At 67.5% G+C, this 24741-nt stretch carries 23 protein-coding genes; 10 read left to right on the plus strand and 13 right to left on the minus strand.

Features of this window, described 5'->3' with window-relative positions; all coding sequences use genetic code 11:
- The coding region (locus tag ACJASC_RS14995; RefSeq protein WP_415146714.1) for a hypothetical protein at positions 1-195 on the minus strand (195 nt) is incomplete at its 3' end.
- Between ACJASC_RS14995 and cuyA the strand changes: the two genes are divergently transcribed.
- The 8 genes from cuyA to ACJASC_RS15035 all read left to right on the plus strand — a co-directional run bounded on the left by cuyA (position 194) and on the right by ACJASC_RS15035 (position 8341).
- Positions 194-1219: a D-cysteate sulfo-lyase gene (cuyA, locus tag ACJASC_RS15000; protein ID WP_415146715.1), complete on the plus strand. Its 1026-nt coding sequence runs from the start codon at positions 194-196 to the stop codon at positions 1217-1219. The two genes, ACJASC_RS14995 and cuyA, sit on opposite strands and share 2 nt — an antisense overlap.
- Before the next feature lie 3 nt (positions 1220-1222).
- Entirely contained in the window at positions 1223-2434 is a 1212-nt protein-coding gene (locus ACJASC_RS15005) for a DegT/DnrJ/EryC1/StrS family aminotransferase (protein ID WP_415146716.1), read from the plus strand.
- On the plus strand, positions 2431-3150 hold the full coding sequence (gene cuyB, locus ACJASC_RS15010; protein WP_021694380.1) for a cysteate racemase: 720 nt from the start codon (positions 2431-2433) through the stop codon (positions 3148-3150). Before ACJASC_RS15005 ends, cuyB begins: the two co-directional genes overlap by 4 nt.
- 62 nt (positions 3151-3212) lie before the next feature.
- A complete protein-coding gene (gene tauA, locus ACJASC_RS15015) occupies positions 3213-4190 on the plus strand; it encodes a taurine ABC transporter substrate-binding protein (RefSeq protein ID WP_415146717.1) in 978 nt (325 codons plus the stop codon).
- Between the two features lie 62 nt (positions 4191-4252).
- Positions 4253-5041, plus strand: a complete 789-nt coding sequence (locus ACJASC_RS15020; RefSeq protein WP_415146718.1) for a taurine ABC transporter ATP-binding protein — start codon at positions 4253-4255, stop codon at positions 5039-5041.
- Positions 5038-5931, plus strand: a complete 894-nt coding sequence (locus tag ACJASC_RS15025) for an ABC transporter permease subunit (RefSeq protein WP_415146719.1) — start codon at positions 5038-5040, stop codon at positions 5929-5931. The genes ACJASC_RS15020 and ACJASC_RS15025 overlap by 4 nt, the downstream gene beginning before the upstream one ends.
- Positions 5932-5939: 8 nt before the next feature.
- Positions 5940-7253, plus strand: coding sequence for a histidinol dehydrogenase (hisD, locus tag ACJASC_RS15030; RefSeq protein ID WP_415146720.1), 1314 nt, complete (start codon positions 5940-5942; stop codon positions 7251-7253).
- A gap of 68 nt (positions 7254-7321) precedes the next feature.
- Positions 7322-8341 carry a YeiH family protein gene (locus tag ACJASC_RS15035; protein WP_415146721.1) on the plus strand — a complete coding sequence of 340 codons (1020 nt, stop codon included), beginning with the start codon at positions 7322-7324 and terminating at the stop codon, positions 8339-8341.
- A gap of 183 nt (positions 8342-8524) precedes the next feature.
- Here ACJASC_RS15035 and ACJASC_RS15040 read toward each other — a convergent pair whose 3' ends face one another.
- The 3 genes from ACJASC_RS15040 to ACJASC_RS15050 are packed head-to-tail and all read right to left on the minus strand — an operon-like array spanning position 8525 to position 11360.
- Entirely contained in the window at positions 8525-9139 is a 615-nt protein-coding gene (locus ACJASC_RS15040; protein WP_415146722.1) for a hypothetical protein, read from the minus strand.
- Between the two features lie 26 nt (positions 9140-9165).
- Positions 9166-10194 carry a YHYH protein gene (locus ACJASC_RS15045; RefSeq protein WP_415146723.1) on the minus strand — a complete coding sequence of 343 codons (1029 nt, stop codon included), beginning with the start codon at positions 10192-10194 and terminating at the stop codon, positions 9166-9168.
- A 23-nt stretch (positions 10195-10217) separates the two neighbouring features.
- Positions 10218-11360 (minus strand): YHYH protein, encoded by a 1143-nt coding sequence (locus tag ACJASC_RS15050; RefSeq protein WP_415146724.1) that lies wholly within the window; start codon positions 11358-11360, stop codon positions 10218-10220.
- 587 nt (positions 11361-11947) lie between these two features.
- Between ACJASC_RS15050 and ACJASC_RS15055 the strand changes: the two genes are divergently transcribed.
- The gene (locus ACJASC_RS15055) at positions 11948-12448 is read left to right on the plus strand and encodes a peptidase associated/transthyretin-like domain-containing protein (protein WP_415146725.1); all 501 of its coding nucleotides are present in this window, start codon (positions 11948-11950) and stop codon (positions 12446-12448) included.
- 14 nt (positions 12449-12462) lie between these two features.
- Positions 12463-13071, plus strand: a complete 609-nt coding sequence (locus ACJASC_RS15060; RefSeq protein WP_415146745.1) for a ferric reductase — start codon at positions 12463-12465, stop codon at positions 13069-13071.
- Between the two features lie 82 nt (positions 13072-13153).
- On the opposite strand, the gene ACJASC_RS15065 is transcribed toward ACJASC_RS15060, so the two are convergent.
- The 9 genes from ACJASC_RS15065 to ACJASC_RS15105 form a co-directional block, all read right to left on the minus strand.
- Positions 13154-15796: a TRAP transporter permease gene (locus tag ACJASC_RS15065; RefSeq protein WP_415146726.1), complete on the minus strand. Its 2643-nt coding sequence runs from the start codon at positions 15794-15796 to the stop codon at positions 13154-13156.
- A 111-nt stretch (positions 15797-15907) separates the two neighbouring features.
- Complete coding sequence (locus tag ACJASC_RS15070; RefSeq protein ID WP_021694395.1) at positions 15908-16879, minus strand: TAXI family TRAP transporter solute-binding subunit; 972 nt, start codon at positions 16877-16879, stop codon at positions 15908-15910.
- A gap of 108 nt (positions 16880-16987) precedes the next feature.
- The gene (locus ACJASC_RS15075; protein WP_021694396.1) at positions 16988-17530 is read right to left on the minus strand and encodes a carboxymuconolactone decarboxylase family protein; all 543 of its coding nucleotides are present in this window, start codon (positions 17528-17530) and stop codon (positions 16988-16990) included.
- The gene (locus ACJASC_RS15080) at positions 17527-18858 is read right to left on the minus strand and encodes an aspartate aminotransferase family protein (RefSeq protein WP_415146727.1); all 1332 of its coding nucleotides are present in this window, start codon (positions 18856-18858) and stop codon (positions 17527-17529) included. The genes ACJASC_RS15075 and ACJASC_RS15080 overlap by 4 nt, the downstream gene beginning before the upstream one ends.
- A gap of 240 nt (positions 18859-19098) precedes the next feature.
- Complete coding sequence (locus ACJASC_RS15085; protein WP_415146728.1) at positions 19099-20037, minus strand: Csu type fimbrial protein; 939 nt, start codon at positions 20035-20037, stop codon at positions 19099-19101.
- The gene (locus ACJASC_RS15090; RefSeq protein WP_415146729.1) at positions 20034-22364 is read right to left on the minus strand and encodes a fimbria/pilus outer membrane usher protein; all 2331 of its coding nucleotides are present in this window, start codon (positions 22362-22364) and stop codon (positions 20034-20036) included. The genes ACJASC_RS15085 and ACJASC_RS15090 overlap by 4 nt, the downstream gene beginning before the upstream one ends.
- Before the next feature lie 35 nt (positions 22365-22399).
- A complete protein-coding gene (locus ACJASC_RS15095) occupies positions 22400-22840 on the minus strand; it encodes a fimbrial biogenesis chaperone (protein ID WP_021694401.1) in 441 nt (146 codons plus the stop codon).
- 11 nt (positions 22841-22851) lie between these two features.
- Positions 22852-23349, minus strand: coding sequence for a Csu type fimbrial protein (locus ACJASC_RS15100; protein WP_415146730.1), 498 nt, complete (start codon positions 23347-23349; stop codon positions 22852-22854).
- 348 nt (positions 23350-23697) lie between these two features.
- A complete protein-coding gene (locus ACJASC_RS15105; protein ID WP_415146731.1) occupies positions 23698-24675 on the minus strand; it encodes a serine hydrolase domain-containing protein in 978 nt (325 codons plus the stop codon).
- Between the last annotated feature and the right edge of the window lie 66 nt (positions 24676-24741).

The raw sequence follows: 24741 nt of genomic DNA on the forward strand, positions 1-24741 counted from the left end.
AACTCGTTTCCCGAGAGGCGCGATTGAACTGGCTGTGGCGGGGCGGTTGAAATCCGACAGGTCCCGCGAAACTGTCTCACCCAGATTTGGCGCGCCTCCTGCTTTTTCTCGTGGATAATAGGGAATTCGAATTTGCATTGGGGTTTCCTTGAGCGCAACATCCATTTCATGAATTTTTGAACGGGAGCGTCTCATGCATCTGGCCCGGTTTCCCCGCGTCCCTCTTGCCCATCTACCCACTCCGCTCGAACGGCTCGACCGCCTGAGCGCCGAACTCGGCGGACCCGAGATCTGGATCAAGCGCGACGACTGCACCGGTCTGTCCACGGGGGGCAACAAGACCCGCAAGCTCGAATTTCTCATGGCCGAAGCACAGGCCATGGGTGCCGACATGGTGATGACCCAAGGTGCCACCCAGTCGAACCACGCCCGCCAGACGGCGGCCTTCGCCTCCAAGCTGGGGCTGCGCTGCCACCTGCTGCTCGAGGACCGCACCGGGTCAAAGGATCACAACTACAACCGCAACGGAAACGTGCTGCTCGACCATCTGCACGGCGCCACCACCGAGACCCGCGGCCCCGATCTCGACATGCATGCCGAGATGGAGACGGTGGCCGATACTTTCCGCAAGGACGGCAAGAAGGTCTACACCATCCCCGGCGGCGGCTCGAACGCCACCGGCGCGCTCGGCTATGTCAACTGCGCCTTCGAACTGGTGGGCCAGGCCAATGACCGCGGCATGGTGATCGACCACATCGTCACTGCCACCGGCTCCGCAGGCACACAGGCCGGGCTGATCACCGGCCTCAAGGCGATCAACGCGCAGATCCCGCTTCTGGGCATCGGCGTCCGCGCCCCCCGCGAGAAGCAGGAGGAGAACGTCTACAAGCTGGCCCGTCTGACTGCCGAAAAGCTCGGCTGCGGGGACGTGGTGGCGCGCGAAGACGTGATCGCCAATTGCGATTATGTCGGCGAAGGCTACGGCATTCCGCGCGAGGACACGATCGAGGCGATCCGCATGTTCGCGGAGCTCGAAGGCATCCTTCTCGACCCGGTCTATTCCGGCAAGGGTGCTGCCGGCCTGATCGACCAGATCCGCAAGGGTCGCTTCAAGAAGGGCGAGCGGGTGGTGTTCCTGCACACCGGGGGTGCGGCGGCGCTGTTCGGCTACGACGCGGTGTTCGAGCGCGCACCGGGCGACAAGATGGCGGCGGAGTGAGAGATGGCCGAGATGCGTTTCACCGGTAGCTTCACCCAGCAGGAGCCGATCCCGGAGGAGGGCATCTCGGCGGCGCTGGAGCTCCTTCGCACCGGGCGGCTGCACCGCTACAACACCGTGCCGGGCGAGACCTCGCTCACCGCCCGGCTCGAGGCGGCCTATGCCGAATGGCAGGGCGCGAAATACTGCCTCGCGCTGGCTTCGGGCGGACAGGCGATGCAGATCGCCCTGCGCGCCTGCGGCGTACGCCCCGGCGACAAGGTCCTGTCGAACGCCTTCACCCTTGCCCCCGTCCCCGGCGCCGTGGCCGCGGTCGGCGCCGAGACGGTGCTGGTCGAGATCACCGAGGATCTGGTGATCGACCTCGACGACCTCGCCGCCAAGGCCCGCGCCTCCGGCGCCCGGCATCTGCTCTTGTCGAACATGCGCGGCCATCTGTGCGACATGGACCGGCTGATGCGGGTCGCCAAGAAGTGCGGCCTGACCGTGATCGAGGATTGCGCCCACACCATGGGGGCGAAGTGGAACGGGCGCCGCTCCGGCAATTTTGGCGCGATGGGTTGCTTCAGCACCCAGACCTACAAGCACATGAATTCCGGCGAGGGCGGGTTCCTCACCAGTGACGATCCCGAACTGATGGCCCGCGCGATCATCATGTCGGGCTCCTACATGCTCTATGAACGCCACGGCGCGGCCCCCGCCGCGGAGGCGTTCGAACGGATCCGGCTCGAGACGCCGAACATGTCGGCGCGGATGGACAATCTGCGCGCGGCGATCCTGCTGCCGCAGCTTGAGCGGCTCGATGACGCCATCGCCCGCTGGAACGCGCTGCACGACCGGATGGCCGAACGCCTCGCCACCCTGCCCGGCGTCGCCCTGCCGCATCGACCCGAGCCCGAGCTCTATGTCGGCTCCTCGATCCAGTTTCGCCTGCCGGGGCTCGGGGGCGACGCGGCGCGGCAACTGGTGGCCGAGGCGGCGGCGCGCGGGGTCGAGCTGAAATGGTTCGGTGCGTCGGAGCCGGCGAGCTTCACCTCGAACCATGGCAGCTGGCGCTACCTGCGCGAACAGTCCCTGCCCCGCACCGACGCGGTCCTGTCGACCCTGTTCGACATGCGGCTGCCGCTGACCTTCACCCCGGCCGATTGCGATGCCATCGCCCATCATCTCGACGCCGCCCTCGCGGCGCTGCGCAGCCCGGAGGGCGCGGCATGACCCCGAGGCGGATCGGCATATTGGGCGGCATGGGCCCCGAGGCGACGGTGCTGCTGATGCAGCGGCTCATCGCCGCGACACCGGCCCGCGACGACGCCGACCACATCCCCCTCCTCGTCGACATGAACCCACAGGTGCCCTCGCGCATCGCGCGGCTGATCGAGAGGCGCGGCGAGGACCCCGGTCCGGTGCTGGCCGCGATGGCGCGGGGACTGGTGGCGGGCGGGGCCACCGCGCTGGCCATGCCTTGCAACACCGCGCATCACTACGCCCCCGAGATCCGCGCCGCCGCCTCTGTGCCCTTCATCGACATGATCGCGCTCTCGGTCGATCATGCGGCCCGGCTGGCCGGGCCGGGCGGCACGGTCGGGCTTCTGGGTTCGCCCGCGCTGCGCAAGATCGAGGTCTTCGACCGCGCCTGCGCCGAGGCCGGGCTCACCCTTTTGCATCCGGCCGACGAGGGCGCGCTCCTGACCGCGATCCGCGCGATCAAGGCGCGCGGCCCCGATGAAGAGAGCCGCGCCGCCCTGTACACGGCCTCCGCCGATCTCGCCGGGCGCGGCGCGACGCTACAGCTTATCGCCTGCACCGAGTTTTCGCTCATCCCCGAGGCGCTCGCGCCCGAAGCGCAGGGCATCGACACGCTCGACCTTCTGGTCGAGGGCATCCGCGACGCCGCCTGGGGCGCGCGCAACCAAGACGGCCCCGCCGTCTGACCCCCGCATGAAGGCGCGAAACAGCGCCGATGCACCCAACAATGGAGACTGAAATGAAACGGATGACGACACGCGCGGCCCTCGCGCTTACCACCTTTCTGGCCGCCGGATCGGCGCTGGCAGAGACCGTGACGATCGGCCACTTCGGCAACCCCACGCCGATGCAGGTCGCCCGCGCCGAAGGCAAGTTCGACGCCGCCACCGGCTGGGACATCGAATGGCGCAAGTTCGGCTCGGGCTCCGAGGTGATCGCGGCCATGGCCTCCGGCGACATCAAGCTCGCCGAGCTGGGCTCCTCGCCGCTCGCCATCGCCACCAGCCAAGGCGTCGAGTTGGAGATGTTCATGCTGGCGCAGGTGCTGGGCTCGGCCGAGAGCCTGATCGCCCGCGACGGCAGCGAGATCGAGACGCTGGAGGATCTCACGGGCAAGCGGGTCGCGGTGCCCGTCGGCTCGACTGCGCATTTCTCGCTGATGGGCGCGCTCGATCATGCCGGGATCGAAGCCTCGGATCTCACGCTTCTCAACATGCCGCCCGACCAGATCGCCGCCGCTTGGGAGCAAGGCGCGATCGACGCCGCCTTCATCTGGCAGCCCGTCCAGAACCAGATCCTCGAAACCGGCACCCGCCTCGCCACCTCGGCCGAGACCGCCGAGTGGGGCTTTCCGACCTTCGACGCCTGGGTGGTGAGCGCCGAATTCGCCGCCGAGAACGCCGAGGCCGTCGCCGCCTTCGCCAAGACGATGGACGAGGCCAACGCCGCCTATCTCGCCGACCCGGCGGCCTGGACCGCAGACAGCGCGCCGGTGCAGAGCATCGCCGCCGAGACCGGTGCCGATGCGCAGCAGGTCCCGACGATCCTCGAGGGCTTCACCTTCGTGCCGCTCTCCGAGCAGCTGGGCGAAACCTGGCTCGGCAGCGCGCATGAGACGATGCGCGACACCGCCGAGTTCCTCAACGAAGCCGGTCGCATCGACCAGGTGGCCGAGGACTACTCGGGCTTCGTCAACACCGAGATCGGCTCCGCCGCGACGCAGTGATGCCGCGCCCCCGGCCCCCGCGCGGGGGCCGGGGCCTCCAGACCCCGACGAGGAGTGGTCCAATGGGACTGAACATCAATTCTGCCTCCGTGGTGTTTCCCGCAGCCGAGGGTCGGCCGCCGGTCGAGGCGCTGCGCGGCATCGACCTGGCCATCGCCGAGGGCGATTTCGTGGTGGCGCTCGGCGCGTCCGGCTGCGGCAAATCCACGCTTTTGAACCTGATCGCGGGCTTTCTCTCGCCCAGCTCGGGCGAGATCCTGCTCGATGGCCGCCCCGTGACCGGCCCCGGTGCCGACCGCTCGGTCGTGTTCCAGAAACACGCGCTGCTGCCTTGGCTCAACGTGATCGAGAACGTGGCCTTCGGGCTCAAGATGCAGGGCGTGGCCGAGGCCAAGCGCCTCGCCATCGCCGAGGAATATGTGAGGCTTCTGGGCCTCGACGGGTTCCAGAAATCGCCCGTCTACCGGCTCTCCGGCGGCATGCAGCAGCGCGTCGGCATCGCCCGCGCCCTGACCTGCGACCCAAGGGTGCTTCTGATGGACGAACCTTTGGGCGCACTCGACGCGCTGACCCGCGAAAAGGCGCAGGAGCTGATCCTCAGGATCTGGAACGACACCGGCAAATCCGTCTTCTTCATCACCCACAGCGTCGAGGAGGCGCTGTTCATGGGGACCAAGTTGATCGTGATGTCGCCCCGCCCGGGCCGCATTTCGCATCGCTTCGATCTGCCCTTCTCGCGCCGCGTGCTCGCGGGCGAACCGGCGCGGCAGGTCAAGGCCTCCCCCGAATTCATCCAGCTGCGCGAGGAGGTGCTCGGCATCATCTTCGCCGACGAGGAGGAAGCGGCATGATCGAGACCGTGAAGCACCGCCCGAGCGTCGCCGAAAAGGCCCGCATCAACCCGCGCAGCGGCGTCTTCGCGTGGTTCGCGCGCAGCCGTCCCACCAAGCCCGGCGAAACCTACGGCGTTCCCGGACAGGGCGACACCGCCTGGCTCTCGGTCGCCTCGATCCTGTTCCTGCTCTTCGTTTGGTGGGCGGTGACGGCGCTGGGTCTGGTCAAGCCGCTCTTCGTGCCGAGCCCGCAGGCCATCGTCGCCAAATTCATGGACGTCTGGCAGAACGGCTTTACCAACACCTCGCTGCTCGAACACGTCGCGGTTTCGACCGCGCGGGTCTTCGGCGCCTTCCTTCTGGCCTGCGCCGTGGGCATCCCGCTCGGCCTCGCCATGGGGATGAGCCCGGTGATGCGCGGGTTGTTCGATCCGCCGATCGAGTTCTACCGCCCCATCCCGCCGCTGGCCTACCTGCCCCTGATGATCATCTGGTTCGGCATCGGCGAGACCTCCAAGGTGCTGCTGATTTTCCTGTCGGTCTTCGCGCCGGTCGCGCTCGGCGCCCGTGCCGGGGTGCGGTCCGCCGCGATCGAGCAGATCCACGCCGCCTACAGCTTCGGCGCCTCGCGCTGGCAGGTGATGCGCCACGTGATCCTGCCCTCGGCCCTGCCCGAGATCCTGACCGCGATGCGCGTCGGCGTCGGCTTCGGCTGGACCACGCTGGTCGCCGCCGAGATGGTCGCCGCGACCAAGGGGCTTGGCTACATGGTGCTGTCGGCCAGCCAGTTCCTGCAGACCCCCACCGTGATCATGGGGATCATCGTGATCGCCGCGATCGCCTATGCCTTCGACCTGCTCATGCGCTGGATCGAACGCAAGGTCATTCCCTGGAAAGGCAAGATGTGAGACCCGACATGACCGTGACCCATCTCAAGACCGCCAAGCGCCACGCCGAGAGCGACCAGGCCGATACCCGCGCCGCCGTCAGCGCCATGCTGGCGGAGATCAAGTCGGGCGGCGAGGCCCGGGTCGAGGCCTATGCCCGCGACCTCGACCGCTGGGACGGCCCGGTGCTGGTTGATGCCGAGACCCGCCGCGCCGCCGCCGATCGGCTCCCCGAAAGCCTCAAGGAGGACATCCGCTTCGCCCATGCCAACATCCGCCGCTTCGCCGAGGCGCAGATGCGGACAGTGCAGGACTGCGAGGTCGAGATCCTGCCCGGGCTGATCGCCGGGCAGCGACAGATCCCGATCTCGGCGGCGGGCTGCTACGTGCCGGGCGGGCGCTACAGCCACATCGCCTCGGCGCTCATGACCATCACCACCGCCAAGGTGGCGGGTGTCGGTCACATCACCGCCTGCTCGCCCACCCGTCCGGGCGAGGGCATCCCGGCGGCGATCCTCTTCGCCATGGATCTCTGCGGCGCCGACGCGATCCTCAATCTGGGCGGCGTGCAGGGCGTGGCGGCGATGGCCGACGGGCTCTATGGCCTGCCGCGCGCCGACATCCTCGTCGGTCCCGGCAACCAATACGTGGCCGAGGCCAAGCGCATCCTGTTCGGCGAAATCGGCATCGACATGTTCGCGGGCCCCACTGACAGCATGGTGCTGGCCGACGAGACCGCCGATCCCGAGATCGTCGCCGTCGATCTGGTGAGCCAGGCCGAGCATGGCTGGAACTCTCCGGTGTGGCTTGCAACCACCGACCGCGCCTTGGCCGAAAAGGTCATGGAGATCGTACCCGGCCTGATCGACGCGCTGCCCGAGCCCAACGCCTCGAGCGCCCGCGCCGCATGGGCCGATTTCGCCGAGGTGATGCTCTGCGACAGCCGCGAGGCGATGGCGCAAATTGCCGACGATTACGCGCCTGAACACCTCCACGTGCAGGCTGCCGATCTCGACTGGTGGCTGAACCGGCTGCGCGCCTATGGCTCGCTGTTTCTGGGCGAAGAGACCACCGTGGCTTACGGCGACAAGGCGTCGGGGCCGAACCACGTGCTGCCGACCTCGGGGGCCGCGCGCTATACCGGCGGTCTTTCGGTGCACAAGTTCATGAAGACCGTGACCTGGCAGCGTGCCGACCGCGCCGCTTCGCGCCGGCTTGGCGGGGCGACCGCCCGGATCAGCCGGGTCGAGGGGATGGAGGGCCATGCCCGCGCTGCCGACATCCGCCTGACCCGCTACGCCGTGACCGAGCCCAGCCCCGCCTCCGCCAAGGTCGCGGGCTAGGTCCTCCCCCCGGTGCCCCGGCCCGGCCCGGCCCGGTCGGGGCGCCTTCTCTGCCGAAGGATTTCCCGATGTTCGTCGATGCGATCGCGCCAGCCTGGCTACGCGCGCCGGTGCTGCGCCTGCCCGTGCTGCTGCCCGGTTTCACCGTCGCCGCCGTGGTCGCCGTGGCGGCCCAGTTCATCTCCGAGCATTATGGTGCGCCGGCGATGCTCATGGCGCTGCTCTTGGGGATGGCGCTGCAGTTCCTGTCGCTCGAGGGGCGCTGCGTCGAGGGCATCGGCTTCACGGCCCGGCAGGTGCTGCGTCTCGGCGTGGTACTCCTGGGCGCGCGGATCTCGGTCGAACTGCTGCTCGATCTCGGGGCGGGGTTGATCGGTCTTATCGTGGCGGCGGTGGCTGCGACGATCTGTTTCGGCTTTCTCGCGGGCCGCGCGCTCGGCAAGGGTTGGCGCTTCGGCCTGCTGACGGGGGGCGCGGTGGCGATCTGCGGCGCCTCGGCCGCCATGGCCATCGCCGCCGTGCTGCCGCGCGACGAGACCTCCGAGACGGATCTGAGCTTTACGGTCCTCGGCGTCACCGTGCTGTCGACGCTGGCGATGATCGCCTATCCGCTGCTGACCAACTGGTTCGGCTTCGACACGCGCACCACTGGCGTCTTCCTCGGGGCCACGATCCACGACGTGGCACAGGTCGTCGGCGCGGGTTTCTCGATCTCGCCCGAAGCGGGCGAGACCGCGACGCTGGTCAAGCTGATCCGCGTCACCCTGCTCGCGCCTGTCGTATTGCTGTTCTCTCTGGCGATCCGAGCACGCGGCCTGGGCGAGAGTGCCGAAGGTCGCAGGCCACCGCTGATCCCGGGCTTCGTGCTCGGGTTTCTCGCTCTGGCGGCTCTGAACTCCGCCGGTTTCGTCCCGGCCATTCTGGCGGATCTCTTGGCCGACGCCTCGGGCTGGGCGCTGCTGATCGCGATCGCGGCGGTGGGGATGAAAACCTCTCTTGCCACCGTGCTGCAGGTCGGCGGCGTGGCCATCGCGCTCATCGCAGCCGAGACGCTCTTCCTCGCGGGTATCTTTGCCGCTGCGCTGTGACACGGTGTCGAGGGACGGCGCGGATGCGCTCGGCACAAGGAGAAGGCGCAGGCCGATCACGGCGGGCAGACGGGGCCTGCGGGTGATGTCACGGCTGTTCCTCCGGTCGGGCAGCCGGGGGTTCGGGGTGGCGGTACGGCGCGCGGCGGGCAACACCCCCCGCCGCGCCAGTGGGCGGTATCCTCAGTTCACCGCGAAGCAGTAGAACAAACCATCGCCGCCCGTGCCCTGCAGGTCCGGCAGGCTGCATCCGCGTGACGCATGAGCCGCGTTCCAAGACGTCGGCGCGTCGCCGCCACCGATGCGGTCGTGATGCCCGACCATGGCCGAGCCTTCGCCGCTGCTGGTCCAGTCCGAACAAGCCTTGCCCGCGAGCCTGCCATCGGCGGTCGAGCCGGTCAGGATGTCGTGCCGGTTCGGCTCGTCGCCACGCCCGTTGATGACCGCGCCGGTTTCGCTGAGCGAGGTCTCCTTGCCCAGATCGTTGGCCTCGCTATGCAGCTCGTCCACATCGGCGGCCACCGTGACACCTTGGGCATTCACCCAAGGGCCTGTCCCGATCCGGTCGCGGGCATCCTCGGCGCTGGAGGAAAGATAGGCAGCCCATGTCCTGCCGGTGACACCCACCGCCTCGGCGAGCGCAGTGCAATGCGCATCCGCCCCCTCCAGACCGCCCAGATCGGCGCCTTGCCCGGGGTTCTCGCTGGTGATGAAGAAGCTCATATCCGCGTCTTGGGCGGTGGCGGCCGTGCCGAGGCCGGTCAGAAGCACGAGGGGAAACATCAAGATTCTGGTCATTGGTTTTCTCCTGCTTGGGTGTCGTTCTACTGGTCCGCCTCCGGCCCGCCTTGCCCACCGGGTCCACCGGGGCCGCGCCCTTGCGCGGAGGCGTCGCATGTGCCTTCCGCATCGTTCAAGGTGCAGCCCGCCTGCGCGGTCAGACAACCAAGGATCGCGTTCGATCCCGGCGCGCCGGCGTGATAGTGATAGCCGTCCGTTTCATCCGCATGGCCATTGCACTGATCGAGGTCCGCAGGCGCCGATCCATCCGCCATCAGATGCGGCCGGATCGCGTGGCCATCCATGGCGATGCCGATCCGCGCGCCGTGATCCCCGGCCCCGTCCGTCTGCGCCACGCCGTCGAGGCAATCGGTGACCGCGTGGTAATGATAGCCGACATGCGGGTTCACATGCCCGCCACAATCGTCGAAGGGCGCGATGGTATAGGCCCCGAGGATCGCGTCGACAGGGGCCGGCCCGTCGAGACGCACGCCGTTATGGGCAAGGCCCGAGCCGTTCTGCCCGGTGCGACCCGCCGCTTCGGCCGCGACCGGCTCCAGCGGGATGACATAGGTCATCGCAGGCGTCTCGGGCAGCGTCTCGGGCAGGCATTGCACGCAATAGTTCTGATAGGCCGGGTCGACATCCGGGCGCGCCGCCGCCTCGCAGTCCTCGAGTGTGCCGGTATAGCGCACCTTACCGGTGTCGGGATCGAAAAGCTGCCAATTGCTGTCGCCGTAGATCTCCGACAGGCGGGTGATGAAATCGCCATCCACGTCGACGGTCTCCCCGTCGAGAAACCAGATGCCGCCCGCCTCCGCGCCGTCGCTCACGGTCGTCGGGCACCATGGCCCCGGCGCATGGCCCTGCGGAGCTGCGGTGAGGGTGATCGAGAAGCAGTCCGCTTTGGCCCCCTCCGACAAGGTGCATTCGACGATCTCGGGGCCGGAGACGACATCCGCGCCCTCGAAGAAATGCGCAATGTTCTGCAGGCGATCATCATTTTCCTGCGCCACGCCGATGGTCGGAAGGCTGGCCAGCGCGGCAAAGACGCACGTGGTCCTGATGGTCACGGGCTCTCTCCTCTTGTTGCCGGTCATTGCCCGCCGGGCGTGGGCAATGCCGCGCGCAAGGCCTCTTCCTCGATGCCGAGCGCCTGTGCGACTTCAGCCAGATCGGCCTCGCGTCCGCCCGCGTCGGTCATGGCCTTCATCAATGTCTCGGCGCTGATCCCCAGCGTGGTGGCGGCCTCTTCGAAGCCCGGGGGCATGCCACCGGCCGGCCCGCCGCCGCCGCGCATCTCTGCGGCACCGATGCCCTGATCCGCGGTGGTCGAGAAGTTGTCTTCGGCCATCGTGCCGACGAGGCAGGCGGGCAGGTTCGGGAAGCTTTCGGAGGCATGGTAGTGATAGCTCTCGCCCTGCGCCGTCATGCCGAGATGGCCGCCGCACTCATCCAGCGCCTCGGGCGCGCTGCCATCCGCCTCGACGCTGCCGAACATGGGAAACCCGTCGAAGGCATAGCCGAACAGAGCGCTCTTGTCCTGTTCCTGCGCGCAATCGGCCAGAACGCCCTCGGTCTCGTAGACCGTCTCGATATCCGAGGCGGTCGCGTGCCAGTGATACCAGCCGCCCGGATCGATGTGACCGCCGCAAACGTCTAGCGCGGGCAGGTGGCCGGTGTCGAGCACCGAGGGCGCGTCGGCAAAGATCGGCACCCCGTCGAGCGCGACGCCGACCTTGGCCACGGTGCCCAGATCGGTCGGGCTCTCGGCCATGACCGGCTCCACCGGCAGGCGCATGGTGATGACCACGCTTTCGTCCTGCGTCGCCATCAGGCAGGCATGATCGACATCGGGCCGCGCGCCCGAACCGGGGTCGCTGATCGCGACGTCGCCATTTTCGTCGTAGAACCTGTAGCCCTGATCGGCCAGCATCTCGAAGAAGGCGCGGTCGAGCCGGTAGAGCCCCGCCGCTTCGCCATCCCAGTCCCAGACGCCGCCGCTCTCGTCGAGATTGGTCGGGCAGAACGGCCCGATTTCCAACGCCTCGGGCTTGTAGGCGGCGGTGAATTCGTAGCACTTCGCCTCGCTGCCATCCTCGAGCGTGCAGTCGACGATCTCGGGCTCTTGGGTGAAGGCCGTGGGCGCGAACTGCGCGGGGTCGGGGTTGGACAGGGCCATGCCGGGTGTCAGCAGCAGCAGCGATGCCGAAAGCGGTGTCATCTTGCGAATTGTCATGTCTCGTTCTCCGGATCATCGTTTCGGCTGCGCCTACGGGGCGGTTCGGGCGCATGCTCGACCAGGACATCAAGTAGATCGGGGGGGAGGGTTTCAAGCTGTGTCGTCCGGCACGGGAACCTGACGTGCAAACGCCAGATCGACCTTTTGGCGACAGGTCGTTCGCCCCGAAGGAGACACCCCGTCCCGGATCGCCCCGCATCAGGCGCCCGAATTCCTTGACGGCCATTTCCGACATGCGCGTGATCCTTTCATGAACACGCAGAAACTAAACACTCGTCGGCAGCAGCCCGTTATCTGACAGACCGTAGGGGAAACATATACTTGGAACGATGAGGCCAGCGGTGGAAACGATGGTACAGGACATTCGTCCTTCATCGAAAATTTGGCGCTCGAGCCGTCTTCCGGATCGGGCCGTGCCGCTCGCTTGAAAAGCGATGACCTTCACGAAGCCGTGGATGTGGCGTCTGTGGTATCCCTTGCCCGTCCGTAATTTGATATGAACGAAAATGAGGTTCGCGCGCATGGCCTCGACCGTCTCGACATGCCAGCGCCGGCTTTCGACAAGCGACACAGGAGGGACCGACATGTTCCCTGACCGACCCAACCGACGCGGATTTCTCATCGCCGGCACGACCACGGCCGCAGCGGCGCTGGCGACCGGTGCCTCCGGGCTTCTCTTGCCCGCTTATGCACAAGGCCTCGCTCCGACGCGCAGCATGCGCGGCGGTTCCAACAACTACCTGCCGGGCGCACCGATCGTCGGTCGGATCGGCGGCGGCGGGTTCTGGATGGCGGGCACTGTGCGGCGCGCGGGCGACGGCGCCCCGCTTCGGAGCGTGCGCATACAGATCTGGGCGCACACGACCGAGGGGCACGAGCGCGACCCCCATAGCCACGGCGCGACGCTGACCGATGCCGATGGCGCGTTCCGGCTCGAAATGCCGCAGATCGTCCCGGCTTTCGGCCAGCCGCACGGCCACCTTGCCTATGACGACGCCGATTTCGAGACGGTGTTCTTGCGGCCGGTGATGCCGAGCGCCAAAGACACCAGCCTGAGCGCGCATTTCGTGCTTCGGCCCGTCTGAGCGGCTTGCCGGTCCTGCGCGCGATCCTGATCTGGGGGGCGCTCGTGATGGTCGCCGGGGTGCCGGTCGCCGTGGCCGCGACGAGCCCGCTGCTTGCTTGGCGCGATCCGGCCTACATCGCGGCGGGCTTCGCGGGTGTGGTCGCGATGGTGCTGCTGCTGCTTCAGCCGCTTCTGGCAGGAGGATACCTTCCCGGCCTGTCCGCTACGCGCGAACGGCGTGTTCACGGCTGGATCGGGGGGACGCTGGTCGCGGCGGTCGTTTTGCATGTTGCAGGGCTATGGGTCACCAGCCCGCCCGATGTGATCGACGCGTTGCTATTCGCGTCGCCCACACCGTTCTCCGCCTGGGGCGTCATCGCCATGTGGGGCGTTTTCGCCTCCGCGATACTGGTGGTCCTGAGGCACAAGCTGCGCCTTCGCCCAACGCAGTGGCGCCTCGGGCACACGACGCTCGGGGTAGTGATCGTGCTGGGCAGCGTGGTGCACGCGCTGCTGATCGAGGGGACGATGGGCATGGCCTCGAAAGCGGTGCTCTGCGCGCTGGTCCTTGCCGCCACGCTCAAACTCGTGATCGATCTGCGCCATCGGCTTTTACGAGCGAAGGCCGGCGACCCTCCCTGACAGCCCGACCGGTTCGGACTGGCAGGGCCGCGTGCAATGGCGGCCCTGCCGATCCCGTTTGGGCCTTCGCAAAGGCAGGCCCTCAGAAGGCGGGTACGGTCTGGCGGCGGCGCTGCAGCAGCACCACCACGCCCAAAAGCAGCAGCGCCGGGATATAGAACACGTATTTCGTGATCCGCTCGCGCGGTGCCTGCACCTGCGAGATCTGCACCGGCGTGTCCGAGTAGAAATCGAAATTGCCGAGCTTCTCGGCCGCCGATGTGCCGAACATCGGCTCGTCGAGCCGCACCACGTCGCCCTCCGGGAAAAGCAGCAGGCCGGAGGCGTCAATCCGCTCGGCGGCCCCGCCATCGCCCTCGATGTCCATCACGAGCGTCGTCTCGGTGATCTCGCCCGAGGTGAAGTCGGGCCCTTCGATCTTGAGACGCAGCGTGTCGCCCGCATTGGCCTCGGCCACCGCCGTCTCGAACTGCGCGGGCGCGTAGCTCTGGAACGGGCTCTGCAGCTGGTTCAGCCAGAAACCCGGCACGAAGAGCGTGAAGGCCACGAGAAGGAGTGCCGCGGATTCGTGGATCTTCGACGGCGCGAGGAAATAGCCCTGCGTCGCGGCGGCGAAGAGCAGCATGGCGAAGGTCGCCACCACGAAGATGAACACCGCCTGCCCGATGCCGAACCACGTGCCCAGATCGATGCCATAGAGGATCAGCGCCGGGTTGTAGATGAACAGGAAGGGCAGCGCGACGGTGCGCAGCGAGTAGAAGAAGGCGGTGAAGCCCGTCTTGATCGGATCGCCGCCCGACACGGCGGCGGCGGCGAAGGAGGCCAGCCCCACGGGCGGCGTCACGTCGGCCATGATCCCGAAGTAGAACACGAAGAGATGCGCCGCGATCAGCGGCACGATCAGCCCCTCCTGCGCGCCCAGATTCACCACCACCGAGGCCATCAGCGACGACACCACGATATAGTTCGCCGTGGTCGGCAGGCCCATGCCGAGGATCAGCGAGAACAGTCCCACGAAGATCAGCATCAGGATCAGGATGCCGCCCGAAAGCTGCTCGACGAGGCCGGCGAGCTCGGTGCCGATCGGCGTCTTGGTGACGGTGGCGACGATGATGCCCGCGGCCGCCGTGGCGACGCCGATGCCGATCATGTTGCGCGCGCCCGCAACGAGGCCGTCGCGCAGGTCGTGCAAGCCCGCGCCGAACTCATGCGCGATCTGGCTTCCCCGGCCGCGGAACATCGCCTTGAGCGGGCGCTGGGTGACGATGATGAAGAGCATCAGGCAGGTGGCGTAGAAGGCCGATTTGGCCGGGCTCTGCCGCTCCACCATCAAGAACCAGACCAGAACGATGATCGGCAGCACGTAGTGCAGGCCGGTGGCATAGACCTCGCCCACGGTGGGCAGCTTGATCTCCTCGTCCGAGGGGTCATCCATCGCGAGGTCGGGACGCTTGGCCGCGACCCAGACGAGACCGAGATATAGCAGACCCAGTACCACCATCATCACCGGTGCGGCGAGGGACGGCAGCGCCGCCTCGAGCGCGTCGACGCCGTAGATCAGCGCCGTGAAGGCGATGCCGCCGACGGCGAAGCCGAGCAGGAATTTCACGATCATCCCGGCGAAGCTCTTGCTTTGGCCAAGCGCGGGCATCTCGCGCTTCAGCGCCTCGAGATGCACGATGTAGACCAGAGCGATGTAGGAGATCACCGCCGGGATGAAGGCGTGCTTGATCACCTCCAGATAGGAGATGCCGATGAACTCGACCATCAAAAAGGCGGCGGCGCCCATCACCGGCGGCATGATCTGGCCGTTGACCGAGGAGGCCACCTCGACCGCGCCGGCCTGCTCCTTGGAGAAGCCCACCCGCTTCATCAGCGGAATGGTGAAGGTGCCGGTGGTGACCACGTTGGCGATCGACGAGCCGGAGATGAGACCGGTCATGGCCGAGCCGACCACGGCCGCCTTGGCAGGACCACCGCGCAGATGCCCCAGCCCCGCGAAGGCGAGCTGGATGAAGTAGTTGCCGGCGCCCGCCTTGTCGAGGAGCGAGCCGAACAGCACGAAGAGGAAGACGAAGGCGGTCGAGACCCCGAGCGGGATGCCGAAGACGCCCGCCGTGTCGAGCCATTGCGCGTTGATCAGCGAGGTGAAGGAGAGGCCCTCATGCTCGATCAGGTCGGGGATCAGCCAGCCGGTCCCGAACCACGCATAGAGCAGGAACAACCCGCCGACGACGGTCAGCGCGGGCCCCAGCGCCCGGCGCGAGGCCTCGAGCAGCACGAGGAGACCGACCGAGCCGATGATGACCTGCGTCTGCGTCGGCAGGCCCGAGCGCGCGGTCATCGCGAGATGGTCGGAAAACCAGAAGACGTAGAAGGCGCAGAAGGCGCCGACGAGGGCGAGGCCCCAGTCGATCAGCGGGATGCGTTCGCGCGGGCTCGACTTGAAGGCCGGGTAGGCCAGAAAGGCGAGGAAGATCGCGAACATCAGGTGGATCGGCCGGGTCTGCGAGGAGTTGAGCACCGGCAGGTAGGCGCCGAACCACAGCTGCGGCTGCGCGATCCAGAGCTGGAACAGCGACCAGACCATCGCCGTGCCCGCGATCAGCATCGCCGTGGCGCGGCTGGTCGGCGCGCGCGCGCCCGAATCCGAACTGGTGACAAGGTCCTGAAGATCGTCGTCCGAATATTGCCGGTCGTCCCGGTCCTCGCGCTGGTCGGCCATCGGACGCGTCCCCTCATGCTGTGGCGGTATCAGGCCCGTCCTTCGGGACGGGAAAGGCCGGGGCGCGCGGTCCATGCGCGCCCCGGCCGGTCATCTCGCGGGGCGTGGGGCTTACTCGCTGAGCAGCCCGGCTTCGCGGTAGTACTTCTCGGCACCCGCATGCAGCGGTGCGGAGAGACCGTCGGCGACCATCTCTTCCTGGGTCAGGCTGGCGAAGGCCGGGTGCAGGCTCTTGAACTGGTCGAAGTTCTCGAACACCGCCTTCACGGTCTCGTAGACCACGTCCTCGGGCACGGTGGCCGAGGAGATGAAGGTCGCGCCGACGCCGAAGGTCGAGACGTCCTCGTCATTGCCGCGATACATGCCGCCCGGAATGGTGGCGGTGCGGTAGTAGGGGTTGTCCTCGACCAGCTTGTCGACGGCCTCGCCCGAGACCTCGACCAGCACCGCGTCGCAGGCGGTGGTCGCTTCCTGGATCGAGCCCGACGGGTGGCCGACGGTGTAGACCATCGCGTCGATGTTGTTGTCGCACAGCGCCTGGGACTGCTCGGCGGCCTGCAGCTCGGAGGTGAGCTGGAAGTCGTCCATGGTCCAGCCCATGGCCTCCATCAGCACCTCCATGGTGCCGCGCTGGCCCGAGCCGGGGTTGCCGACATTGACGCGCTTGCCCTTGAGGTCCTCGAAGGTCTCGATCCCGGCATCGGCGCGCGCCACGACGGTGAAGGGCTCGGGGTGGACCGAGAACACCGCGCGCAGGTCCTCGAACGCGCCCTGCTCCTCGAACTGCGAGGTGCCTTCGATCGCGTGGAACTGCCAGTCGGACTGGGCCACGCCGAACTCAAGCTCGCCCGAGCGCACGGCGTTGATGTTGTAGACCGAACCGCCGGTCGATTCGACGCCGCAGCGGATGCCGTGATCGGCGCGGCCCCGGTTCACGAGGCGACAGATCGCGCCGCCGGTCGGGTAGTAGACGCCCGTGACGCCACCGGTGCCGATCGAGATGAACTTCTGGCCCTCCTGCGCGGCGGCACCGCTTGCGGCAAGGGTCAGTGCGGTCGCGGCTCCGACGAGATAGGTCTTCATAGGCTCTCTCCCTTAAGTCTCTTGATTTTCGTTGGTCGCCTTGGCGATTGGCTCGCCTAAGCGTGATCTCCCGCCTGTGAAAGTCAACACTGCACCGGTGTCAACGGGTTACGGCGCGGGCGTTTTCTCCAATTCTGCCAGAATGTTGGCGTCAAGGGGCAATTCGGCCGTGTTGGCGATGAAAGCCAGCACCGTATAGAAGCCCACCGTTGCCATCAGATCGAACATGCCCGCGCGACCGACCAAAGCTTCCAGATCGGCCTGCCGGGCGCGCGACAGACGCGACGCCTCCAACAGCTCGTCCACCGCGCCCGCGAGCACCGCGTCGGCCTCGGACATGGCGTCGAGCGGCCCCTTGATCGAGGCGATGCGCGCCTCCTCCATGCCGAGCTTGCGAGCGCGGCTGACATGGTGGCCCCATTCGTAGTCCGATCCGTGGCGAAGCCCGGTGCGCAGGATCACCACCTCACTGAACTCCGCCCCGAGTGCCGTGTCGACCACCACATGCTGTCGCAAGTCGGACCATGCCCGCAAGAGGGCCGGGTGATGCGCCATCACCCGGTAGATGTCGAGCCGGCCCGCGAAGCCGGGCAGCATGTCGGCGATCCCGCCGGGCCATTCGGCATCCGAGAGCGGCGTCGGCGCCGTCATGCGACCTCTCCCAGGCCCGCATCCACGGCCTCGGCCAGACGCTCGACGATGCGGTCGATGTCCTCGCGCTCCACGATGAAGGGCGGCGCCAGCAACACGTGGTCGCCGCGCGCCCCGTCGATCGTGCCGCCCATCGGATAGACCATGAGCCCGCGCTCCATCGCCGCCGCCTTGATCCGGGCATGCAGCTTGAGAGCGGGGTCGAAGGGGTCCTTGGTCTCGCGGTCGGCCACCAGTTCGATCGCCTGAAACAGCCCCCTGCCCCGAACGTCGCCGACATGGGCGTGGCGGCCGAAGGTCTCCTTCAGCCGCGCGCGCAGATGCGCGCCCATCTCGCGCACATTGGCAAGAAGGTCGTCGCGTGCGATCACCTCCTGCACCGCCAGCGCCGCAGCCGCCGCCATCGGGTGGCCCATATAGGTGTGACCGTGCTGGAAGAAGCCCGACCCGTTCGAGATGGCGTCGTAGATCCTTTCGCTCAGCAACACCGCGCCGATCGGCTGGTAGCCGCCGCCAAGTCCCTTGGCCACGGTCATCAGGTCGGGCGAGATGCCCTCCTGCTCGCAGGCATGCAGCGTGCCGGTGCGGCCCATGCCGCACATCACCTCGTCGAGGACCAAAAGAACGCCGTGCCGGTCGCAGATCTCCCGGATGCGCCTGAAGTAATCGCCCACCGGTGGCACTGCCCCCGCCGTGGCACCCACCACCGGCTCGGCCACGAAAGCCAGAACGGTCTCGGGGCCGAGTTCCTGAATCTTCGTCTCCAACTCGCCCGCCGCGCGCGCGGCGTAATCGGCGTCGCTCTCGGCCTCGCGCTGCTCGCGATAGGCAAAGCAGGGGGCGATGTGGTGCGTCTCCATCAGGAGCGGCTTGAACTGCGCGCGTCGCCATTCGTTGCCGCCCGTCGCCAGCGCGCCCAGCGTGTTGCCATGGTAGCTCTGGCGCCGGGCGATCACGTGGCGACGCCCGTCTTCGCCGCGCTCGGTCGCGTATTGCCGCGCGAGCTTCAGCGCCGCCTCGACCGCCTCGGAGCCGCCGGAGACGAGATAGGCGTGGCCGATGCCCTCGGGCGCGTCGGCCACCAGCCGATCACCGAGCCGCTCGGCCGCCTCGGTGGTGAAGAAGCCGGTATGGGCATAGGCGAGGGTGTCGGCCTGCTCGTGCAGGGCGGCGATCACATCGGGATGGCCATGGCCGAGGCAGGAAACGGCGGCGCCGCCGCAGGCGTCGATGTAGTCGCGCCCCTCGCTGTCCGTGATGGTCAGGCCACGTGCCGCGACGGCCCGGCGGGGCTGAAGGCGCGTGGAGCGATGGAGAAGGTGGGTCATGACGGCTTCCGACGGTTTCGAGTAGGACCGATGTATGCGCCCCGGTGCCGGGCCGCGCAATCGTTGAAGCATCAAGCGGGGCAGTCATATCAAGTGTGGGCAGCCCCGGTCTTGCGGGCCGAGGCCGTTGCTACGATCATATGGTCGAACGCGTCCGTGTGTCAGGCCTTTCCGTAGGGTGCTTTGTCCTCTTGGCCGGTATGGGTGCGGATTAGGCTCCCCGAACTCTGCCGTCAGCGTTCAATACTCGATCGTGACAAGCACGGAATCCTCGTATTGCCCGGCATGCATTGCCTGACCGGCGAAGATGCGGCCATAGACGGTCACGGCGCTGGTGGCGGCCGTTCCGGTCGCCCGGACATCGCTGCCGGGCTGGTCCCCCCAAGGGCGCGAACGGCCGGCGTCCTGATAAAGGCCGTATCTCAGCTGTCCCAGCGGTCCGGTCAGGCGGCGGTCGGCAGGCCCGCTGGCCCCTATGCCCAGCCCGGGGCCCAATCGGATCGCGTATGGCGTATCGGCGGTGCACCTCACGCCGAGCTGAGCCGCGGCGTCGATCGGACCCGTGGTACCGGGATTGATCCGACCGAAATCGAGCGTGGCGCCCGCAACCTCGCAAAGGGACCTGACGCTGGCGCGCACGGAAAACTGGGGGATCGTCTTGACGGTCCTGCCGATTTCCGCGCATGAGGCCACGGGGTAGTCGAGCCTGATATCGGCCTGCGACGAGAAGGTGGAGGCGTAGTCTCCCGTGCCGGTCGACGCGCCGGTGGAGGTGATCCAGGCCAGAACCGGCAGGGTCGTCCGCGTCCCCAATAGCGACCCCAGCCGCACGAAGACTTCGTTCCGGCTGCTGGCGGCATCGGCGCCCAGACGCATGTCATAGCTGATCGCCGCCCCGTCGGCGCGGCGCATGTAGCGCGGCGCGTTCTGGGTCGCGGCGCCGCCGCTTCCGGGACCGAACCGCACGCAGATGCCGACGTTCGACAGCAATTGGGCACATGAGATCGTCAAGCTGCCCGAGCTTTGGTTCGTCACGCCCGCGCGCAGGCTGACCGAGCCGAAGGCGATATCCGTCATCGTGGCGGTGCAGTTCGACATCATCTCCATTTGCGCAGGGGCCCGATCGGGGAAGCCGATCGACAGGACGACGATGAGGGCGCACAGGGCCGCCCGGATCAAAGGCATGGCAAAGGCTCCAACATCATCGAGGCTGGCGGAAGCGTGGCGCGACAGACCTGCGCGCCTTGCGCGGCCTCTACCGTCGAACCCGGCGCGGTGTCCTGCAACAGCACCTGCCCGTCATAGCCGATGGCAAAAGCATTCGGCCTGCCATCAATTCGGACCGGCGTGCCAAGGGCGAGAGGCGCACCCGTGGCATCGACCAAGGTGACGAGACGCGACCGGGTGACGTCGGAAATACCGAAATCGACCGCAATGCCGCTGCGCCTCGCGGGCACGATTTCGGTCGCGGTCGAACTCCAGAGCGTATCGCCCGGCAGATCGTCGACATCCATCGAGAGGCTGTTGACGTGGTACGACGTCAGCCCCGAAACGAGAGCGTGGCCACCCGGCCCCGTGCGGGCGACCTCCCGGTTCTGAAGGCGTATCGGCAGACCGGCCCGGCCCGCATCGACCACCGCGAAGGAATCGTGGATCTGCCGTCCGGCCGCCAGACGGCGATCCAACACCGCGATCGCCCCTCGAAAGGCGATTTCCGAAGAGGCGAAACCGGAACCGGATGCGATCTGTCCCGTGGCGCGGCCGAAGCGGGTTTCCCTTTCCACCTGTCCGCCAACCCGCAAGGCTTCGCCGTCGCGTGTCGCCTGCACGGCATAGCCCGTGGCACCCGGCCGCTCATCTATCGCGCGTGACGCGTGCAGGCGGCTTCGGCCCTCATGGTCTAGGTGGAATTGGCGCGTCCGGCGCCCTTTGGTCAGGCTGAAGAGCACGGCGAAACGGTCTTCGTCCTGCTCGAAATCGTGACCACCGCTGAGGGTCAACGTCCCGCCGACCCGGTCGAAGGCCCTCGCGTAGCTCAGGCTGGCAAGCCGATGGCGCCGCCCCTCCTGTTCGAGGCGGATGTAGTTCAGCCCCAAGGAGTGACCGGTGCCTCGATACCCCAGGCTGACCAGATCACGGGCGCTTGGCGGATGCAGGGCTTCGCTCGCGGTCTCGGTCGTGCGATCGACGCCAAAGGCGAGGTCGGCGAAATCCCCGAAACTTCGATAGAGGCTGGCATCGAGAGACAGGCGGCCGAGCGGATAGGCCGAGAACGTCACCTCGCCGAAATGGCCGGTCCGGTCGCCATCATGGCTGGCCCCCGCAGAGATCGAGACCTCGGCCCGGCGTCCGGCGACATATTCGGCGCCCACTCCCGCCATGGCGAGATCGTCCATGCCCTCGACATGCGCCGACAGGGTCACCTCGTCCGTCGCGCCAAAGCGCAACGTCGCCGAGACCGCCGTCTCGTCGAGGTAGTCCGTTGTGGCCGAGCCATAGTTCAGCCGCGGCTGCCCCACCTCGATCGAATAGTCGGATATGCCTCGCCCGAGCAGCCGTCTTGCACCGAAGAAGGCCAGCTCCCGGCTCTCGGTGCGTCCGTCCGCACCGCGCAGCGTGACGACGGCGGTGCCCGGGCCCGTCCGGATCGGCACGTTGTCGATCTCGAACCGCCCCGGTTCGGTCGGGCCGGAATAGACCGGCGCGCCATCGAGAAAGACGTCGACCGTGCTCGGGACCGCCGCCATGCCGGCGTAGGACAGCATCGGCGCGGTCACCAGATCGCGGCGAAGCGAGAAGTCCTTTTGGACCTGCACACCGCCGAGGCGCACGGATCGCCCCCAGGATGGCGACGAGCCGATCACGTCGCCCGCCCGGAACGTCAGGGCGCGGTCCACCGCGTCATGCTGCAATACGCTGTCATAGCGCACCCAATCCGTCCTCGGATCGCTGCCGAGGGTGATGTAGGCATATCCCCTCGTGCCGGCCCAACCCCACGGTGTGAACACCCAGCCATCCAGCGCCAGCCCCGGCCCATCGGGCCGTATCTCCCCGGCCACATCCCGATACATGCGCAGGCTGGCGTCGTAGTTCAGCGCCAGCCCCGATGAGGGGTCGGCGGCGACGGCATCGGGCAGTAGCGGTCCGATCATCTGCGGCAGCAGCGCTTCGGGGGCCGCGTCGATCTCGATCCTTTGCGCCAGCGGATCGTAGCGGTAGTCGAGCGACGCGATCGCGTCGAGGGCCACGAGGCGATCACCGGGCGGTGCGTCGATGCCAAGCTCGACCAGCTCGCTGGCCGGTGAGGAAAACCGCCCCTCGGGGTCTCGCTCGAACATCGCGATCAGCCCGGTCGCCGCATCGTTGACGATGACTTCGAGAAACAGGGTCTCTTGGGCCTGCGGCATCAAGGCGGGAGACATGCCCGGATCGGTGAGAGCATTCCGATCGGCCGCCGCGGCGCTGCCCAGCCCGCCGATCCCGACGGCGCATGTCGCGATCAGCAAGTGGCGTCGCCCCGATCTCCCCGTTCGACCTGCGTTCAGTTCGAGAAGCACAAGGGTACGGAGTGACGGATTCTGAGGTTGATCTGACCGGCGTTGCGGGAGGCATCGGGCAGCCTGTCCACGAGGACGCGGTAGCATTCCCGGCCACGCGGCGGCGTTCCTGCAAGGCGCACGATGCGCGCGGTCAGCTCCTGCCGCGGACCCAGCTGCGCCATGGGCGGGCTGACCGCCACGGCGCGCGTCGGGGTCAGCCGATCGGCGGGCGTGCCCTCGGTCCATGCGAAGATACGCAGCTGCACCACGGCGCCGGCCTTGCTGGCGGCGCGCACGGCGATGGTGGTCTGCTCGGCCCCGCCCGGAACTTCGAGGCGGGTTGGCGCGACAGAGACCCCTTGGGCCGCGACAGGCGCCGCGGCGATCAGGGTGCCAAGGCAGGCCATGATCGCGGCAGGCCGGCACAGAAAGACAGGCAGCATGGTCGTCCCCATCAGTAGTTGACGGTCACCGAGATGGTGTCGCTGTAAGTTCCGGCAGAATATTGTCCGGCGGGAACGCGCCCATAGATCTGGAACAGCTGTGGTGCCGTGGCCAGGATCGAGCCCGAGAACAGGGCATCGCTGATCGAGAGAGGCGCGGTGCGCGCGGCGTTCGAGTAGATCTCATAGGGGACATGGGTTCCGGCGTCGCTTTTCATCCGCCGCTGGCCCGAAATCGCGAAGGTGCCGCCGTCGAGAAAGACCGACATCGCGGACTTGTCGGCCGAACAGATGATGGAGACGGTGCCCGCCGCCGCCTCCTCGGTCGGTGCGCCGACCTTGAGCAGGGAGAAGTCGAGCGGCGTGACCTCCACCGAACAGGTGTCCGCGACGGTGGCGGTCACGTTCAGCTTGGCCGTCTCGATGGCCGCGCTCGCGGTCCCCGGGCCAAGTGCCGCCGCCGTCACGCAGCCGATAAGTTGTACGAGACGCTGAGCGAACGGTTTCATTCTGGCCCTCCCATGCTTTGGCACACGTATAGGTATATATTCGAAAGTATTGGTAATAGTCCCTGAGTTGAGTGGCGCTCAACCGGCTTTCACCTGTCGCCTTTCGGCCACAGCATCGCCCTGCCTCGCCCTGCCTCGGACTGGTGATGGTCGCTCCGATCCTACGAAGTGCCCCTGTCTGCGGCCCTGCCTACCTCTGCAGACCCGTCAGCCATGCCGCAAATCATGCGGTGAGCCGTGCCGAGAGCCTTCGGCGATCTGGCGGCAAGGGTCACCGCCCTCGATCAACGAAAGCCCGACTGCCGAAGGGCGGGACGCAACATCGCGGTGGAAAGCGTTCTTTCCGATCTAGGCCACGGCCATGACCGGACCGTCGAGCAGCCGCATCAGCGCCCCGAAATACCCGTCGGACCGGGCCGGTAGTGTCGGGTCCGAGGTGATCGCGACGGCGAGATCGCGGCCCGGATGCGCCGCGATGATCTGACCGCCATAGCCGCGCCCGAGCACGTAGCCGGAGGGCGACAGGAACCAGCCATAGCCATAGGACAGCCCCGACCACGGCGAACGGGCCCGAGGCTCGATCGAGGCGGCGATCCAGTCTCGCGGCACGACCTGTTCCCCGGCAAAGCGCCCCCCGTCGCGCAGGAGCGTGGCGATCTTGAGCATGTCCCGCGGGCGCAAAGCCATTTCGTTGCCGCCCAGGTAGTACCCTTGGGGGTCGCGGGTCCATGGCGGGATCTCGATGTCGAGAGGTGCGCCCAGACGGTCGCGCGCCTGCGTAAGCAGGCTTTGTCCCGTCGCTTGGGCAAGCGCCGCGCCGAGGATGTGGGTCGAGCCTGTGGAATAAAGCATCCGTGTGCCGGGTGCCGCGACCATCGGGCGCGTCATCGCATCGGCCAGCCAGTTGCCGGAGCTGATCCAGCCCCCGTAATTGGCCCCCGACGTCCGCTCGAGGCCCGCCCGCAGAGTCACGAGGTCTTCCATGGTGATGTCGGCCACACCTTCTGTCGCATTCGCCGGCAGGAGGCTTGGGGCGACTTCGTCCAGCGTGGCGGTCACGGCGGGGATCTCGCCGCGATCGACCGCCACACCGAGCAGCAGCGCCACGATGCTCTTGGAGCAGGATTTGATGTTCGCGAAACGGTCGAGACCGGGACCCCGGGGCGCTTCGGCAAATACGATGCCATCACCGCGCCGGACTTGAAGGGAGTGCAGTTGCGGCAGGGCCTGCATGGTGGATCGCAGGTCGTCCGACTGTGCGCGAACCACCCACGGCGCGGAGAGCGCGGCGCAGGCGGTGAAGATGAAGGTGCGGCGCCTGGTCATGCGCCAATATCTTCAAGCGGTCGGCGCGGCTGTCCAGCTTTGCGCGGTCACAACACTGTGGGGTGG

It is taken from the genome of Limimaricola cinnabarinus (assembly GCF_047631075.1).
Lineage (GTDB): Bacteria > Pseudomonadota > Alphaproteobacteria > Rhodobacterales > Rhodobacteraceae > Limimaricola > Limimaricola cinnabarinus.

What these genes read in the sequence shown, in the direction of transcription:
- cuyA (WP_415146715.1), top strand. Translation starts at nt 194, where the DNA reads ATGCATCTGGCCCGGTTTCCCCGCGTCCCTCTTGCCCATCTACCCACT.
- ACJASC_RS15005 (WP_415146716.1), top strand. Translation starts at nt 1,223, where the DNA reads ATGGCCGAGATGCGTTTCACCGGTAGCTTCACCCAGCAGGAGCCGATC.
- cuyB (WP_021694380.1), top strand. Translation starts at nt 2,431, where the DNA reads ATGACCCCGAGGCGGATCGGCATATTGGGCGGCATGGGCCCCGAGGCG.
- tauA (WP_415146717.1), top strand. Translation starts at nt 3,213, where the DNA reads ATGACGACACGCGCGGCCCTCGCGCTTACCACCTTTCTGGCCGCCGGA.
- ACJASC_RS15020 (WP_415146718.1), top strand. Translation starts at nt 4,253, where the DNA reads ATGGGACTGAACATCAATTCTGCCTCCGTGGTGTTTCCCGCAGCCGAG.
- ACJASC_RS15025 (WP_415146719.1), top strand. Translation starts at nt 5,038, where the DNA reads ATGATCGAGACCGTGAAGCACCGCCCGAGCGTCGCCGAAAAGGCCCGC.
- hisD (WP_415146720.1), top strand. Translation starts at nt 5,940, where the DNA reads ATGACCGTGACCCATCTCAAGACCGCCAAGCGCCACGCCGAGAGCGAC.
- ACJASC_RS15035 (WP_415146721.1), top strand. Translation starts at nt 7,322, where the DNA reads ATGTTCGTCGATGCGATCGCGCCAGCCTGGCTACGCGCGCCGGTGCTG.
- ACJASC_RS15040 (WP_415146722.1), bottom strand. Translation starts at nt 9,139, where the DNA reads ATGACCAGAATCTTGATGTTTCCCCTCGTGCTTCTGACCGGCCTCGGC.
- ACJASC_RS15050 (WP_415146724.1), bottom strand. Translation starts at nt 11,360, where the DNA reads ATGACAATTCGCAAGATGACACCGCTTTCGGCATCGCTGCTGCTGCTG.
- ACJASC_RS15055 (WP_415146725.1), top strand. Translation starts at nt 11,948, where the DNA reads ATGTTCCCTGACCGACCCAACCGACGCGGATTTCTCATCGCCGGCACG.
- ACJASC_RS15065 (WP_415146726.1), bottom strand. Translation starts at nt 15,796, where the DNA reads ATGGCCGACCAGCGCGAGGACCGGGACGACCGGCAATATTCGGACGAC.
- ACJASC_RS15070 (WP_021694395.1), bottom strand. Translation starts at nt 16,879, where the DNA reads ATGAAGACCTATCTCGTCGGAGCCGCGACCGCACTGACCCTTGCCGCA.
- ACJASC_RS15075 (WP_021694396.1), bottom strand. Translation starts at nt 17,530, where the DNA reads ATGACGGCGCCGACGCCGCTCTCGGATGCCGAATGGCCCGGCGGGATC.
- ACJASC_RS15080 (WP_415146727.1), bottom strand. Translation starts at nt 18,858, where the DNA reads ATGACCCACCTTCTCCATCGCTCCACGCGCCTTCAGCCCCGCCGGGCC.
- ACJASC_RS15095 (WP_021694401.1), bottom strand. Translation starts at nt 22,840, where the DNA reads ATGCTGCCTGTCTTTCTGTGCCGGCCTGCCGCGATCATGGCCTGCCTT.
- ACJASC_RS15100 (WP_415146730.1), bottom strand. Translation starts at nt 23,349, where the DNA reads ATGAAACCGTTCGCTCAGCGTCTCGTACAACTTATCGGCTGCGTGACG.
- ACJASC_RS15105 (WP_415146731.1), bottom strand. Translation starts at nt 24,675, where the DNA reads ATGACCAGGCGCCGCACCTTCATCTTCACCGCCTGCGCCGCGCTCTCC.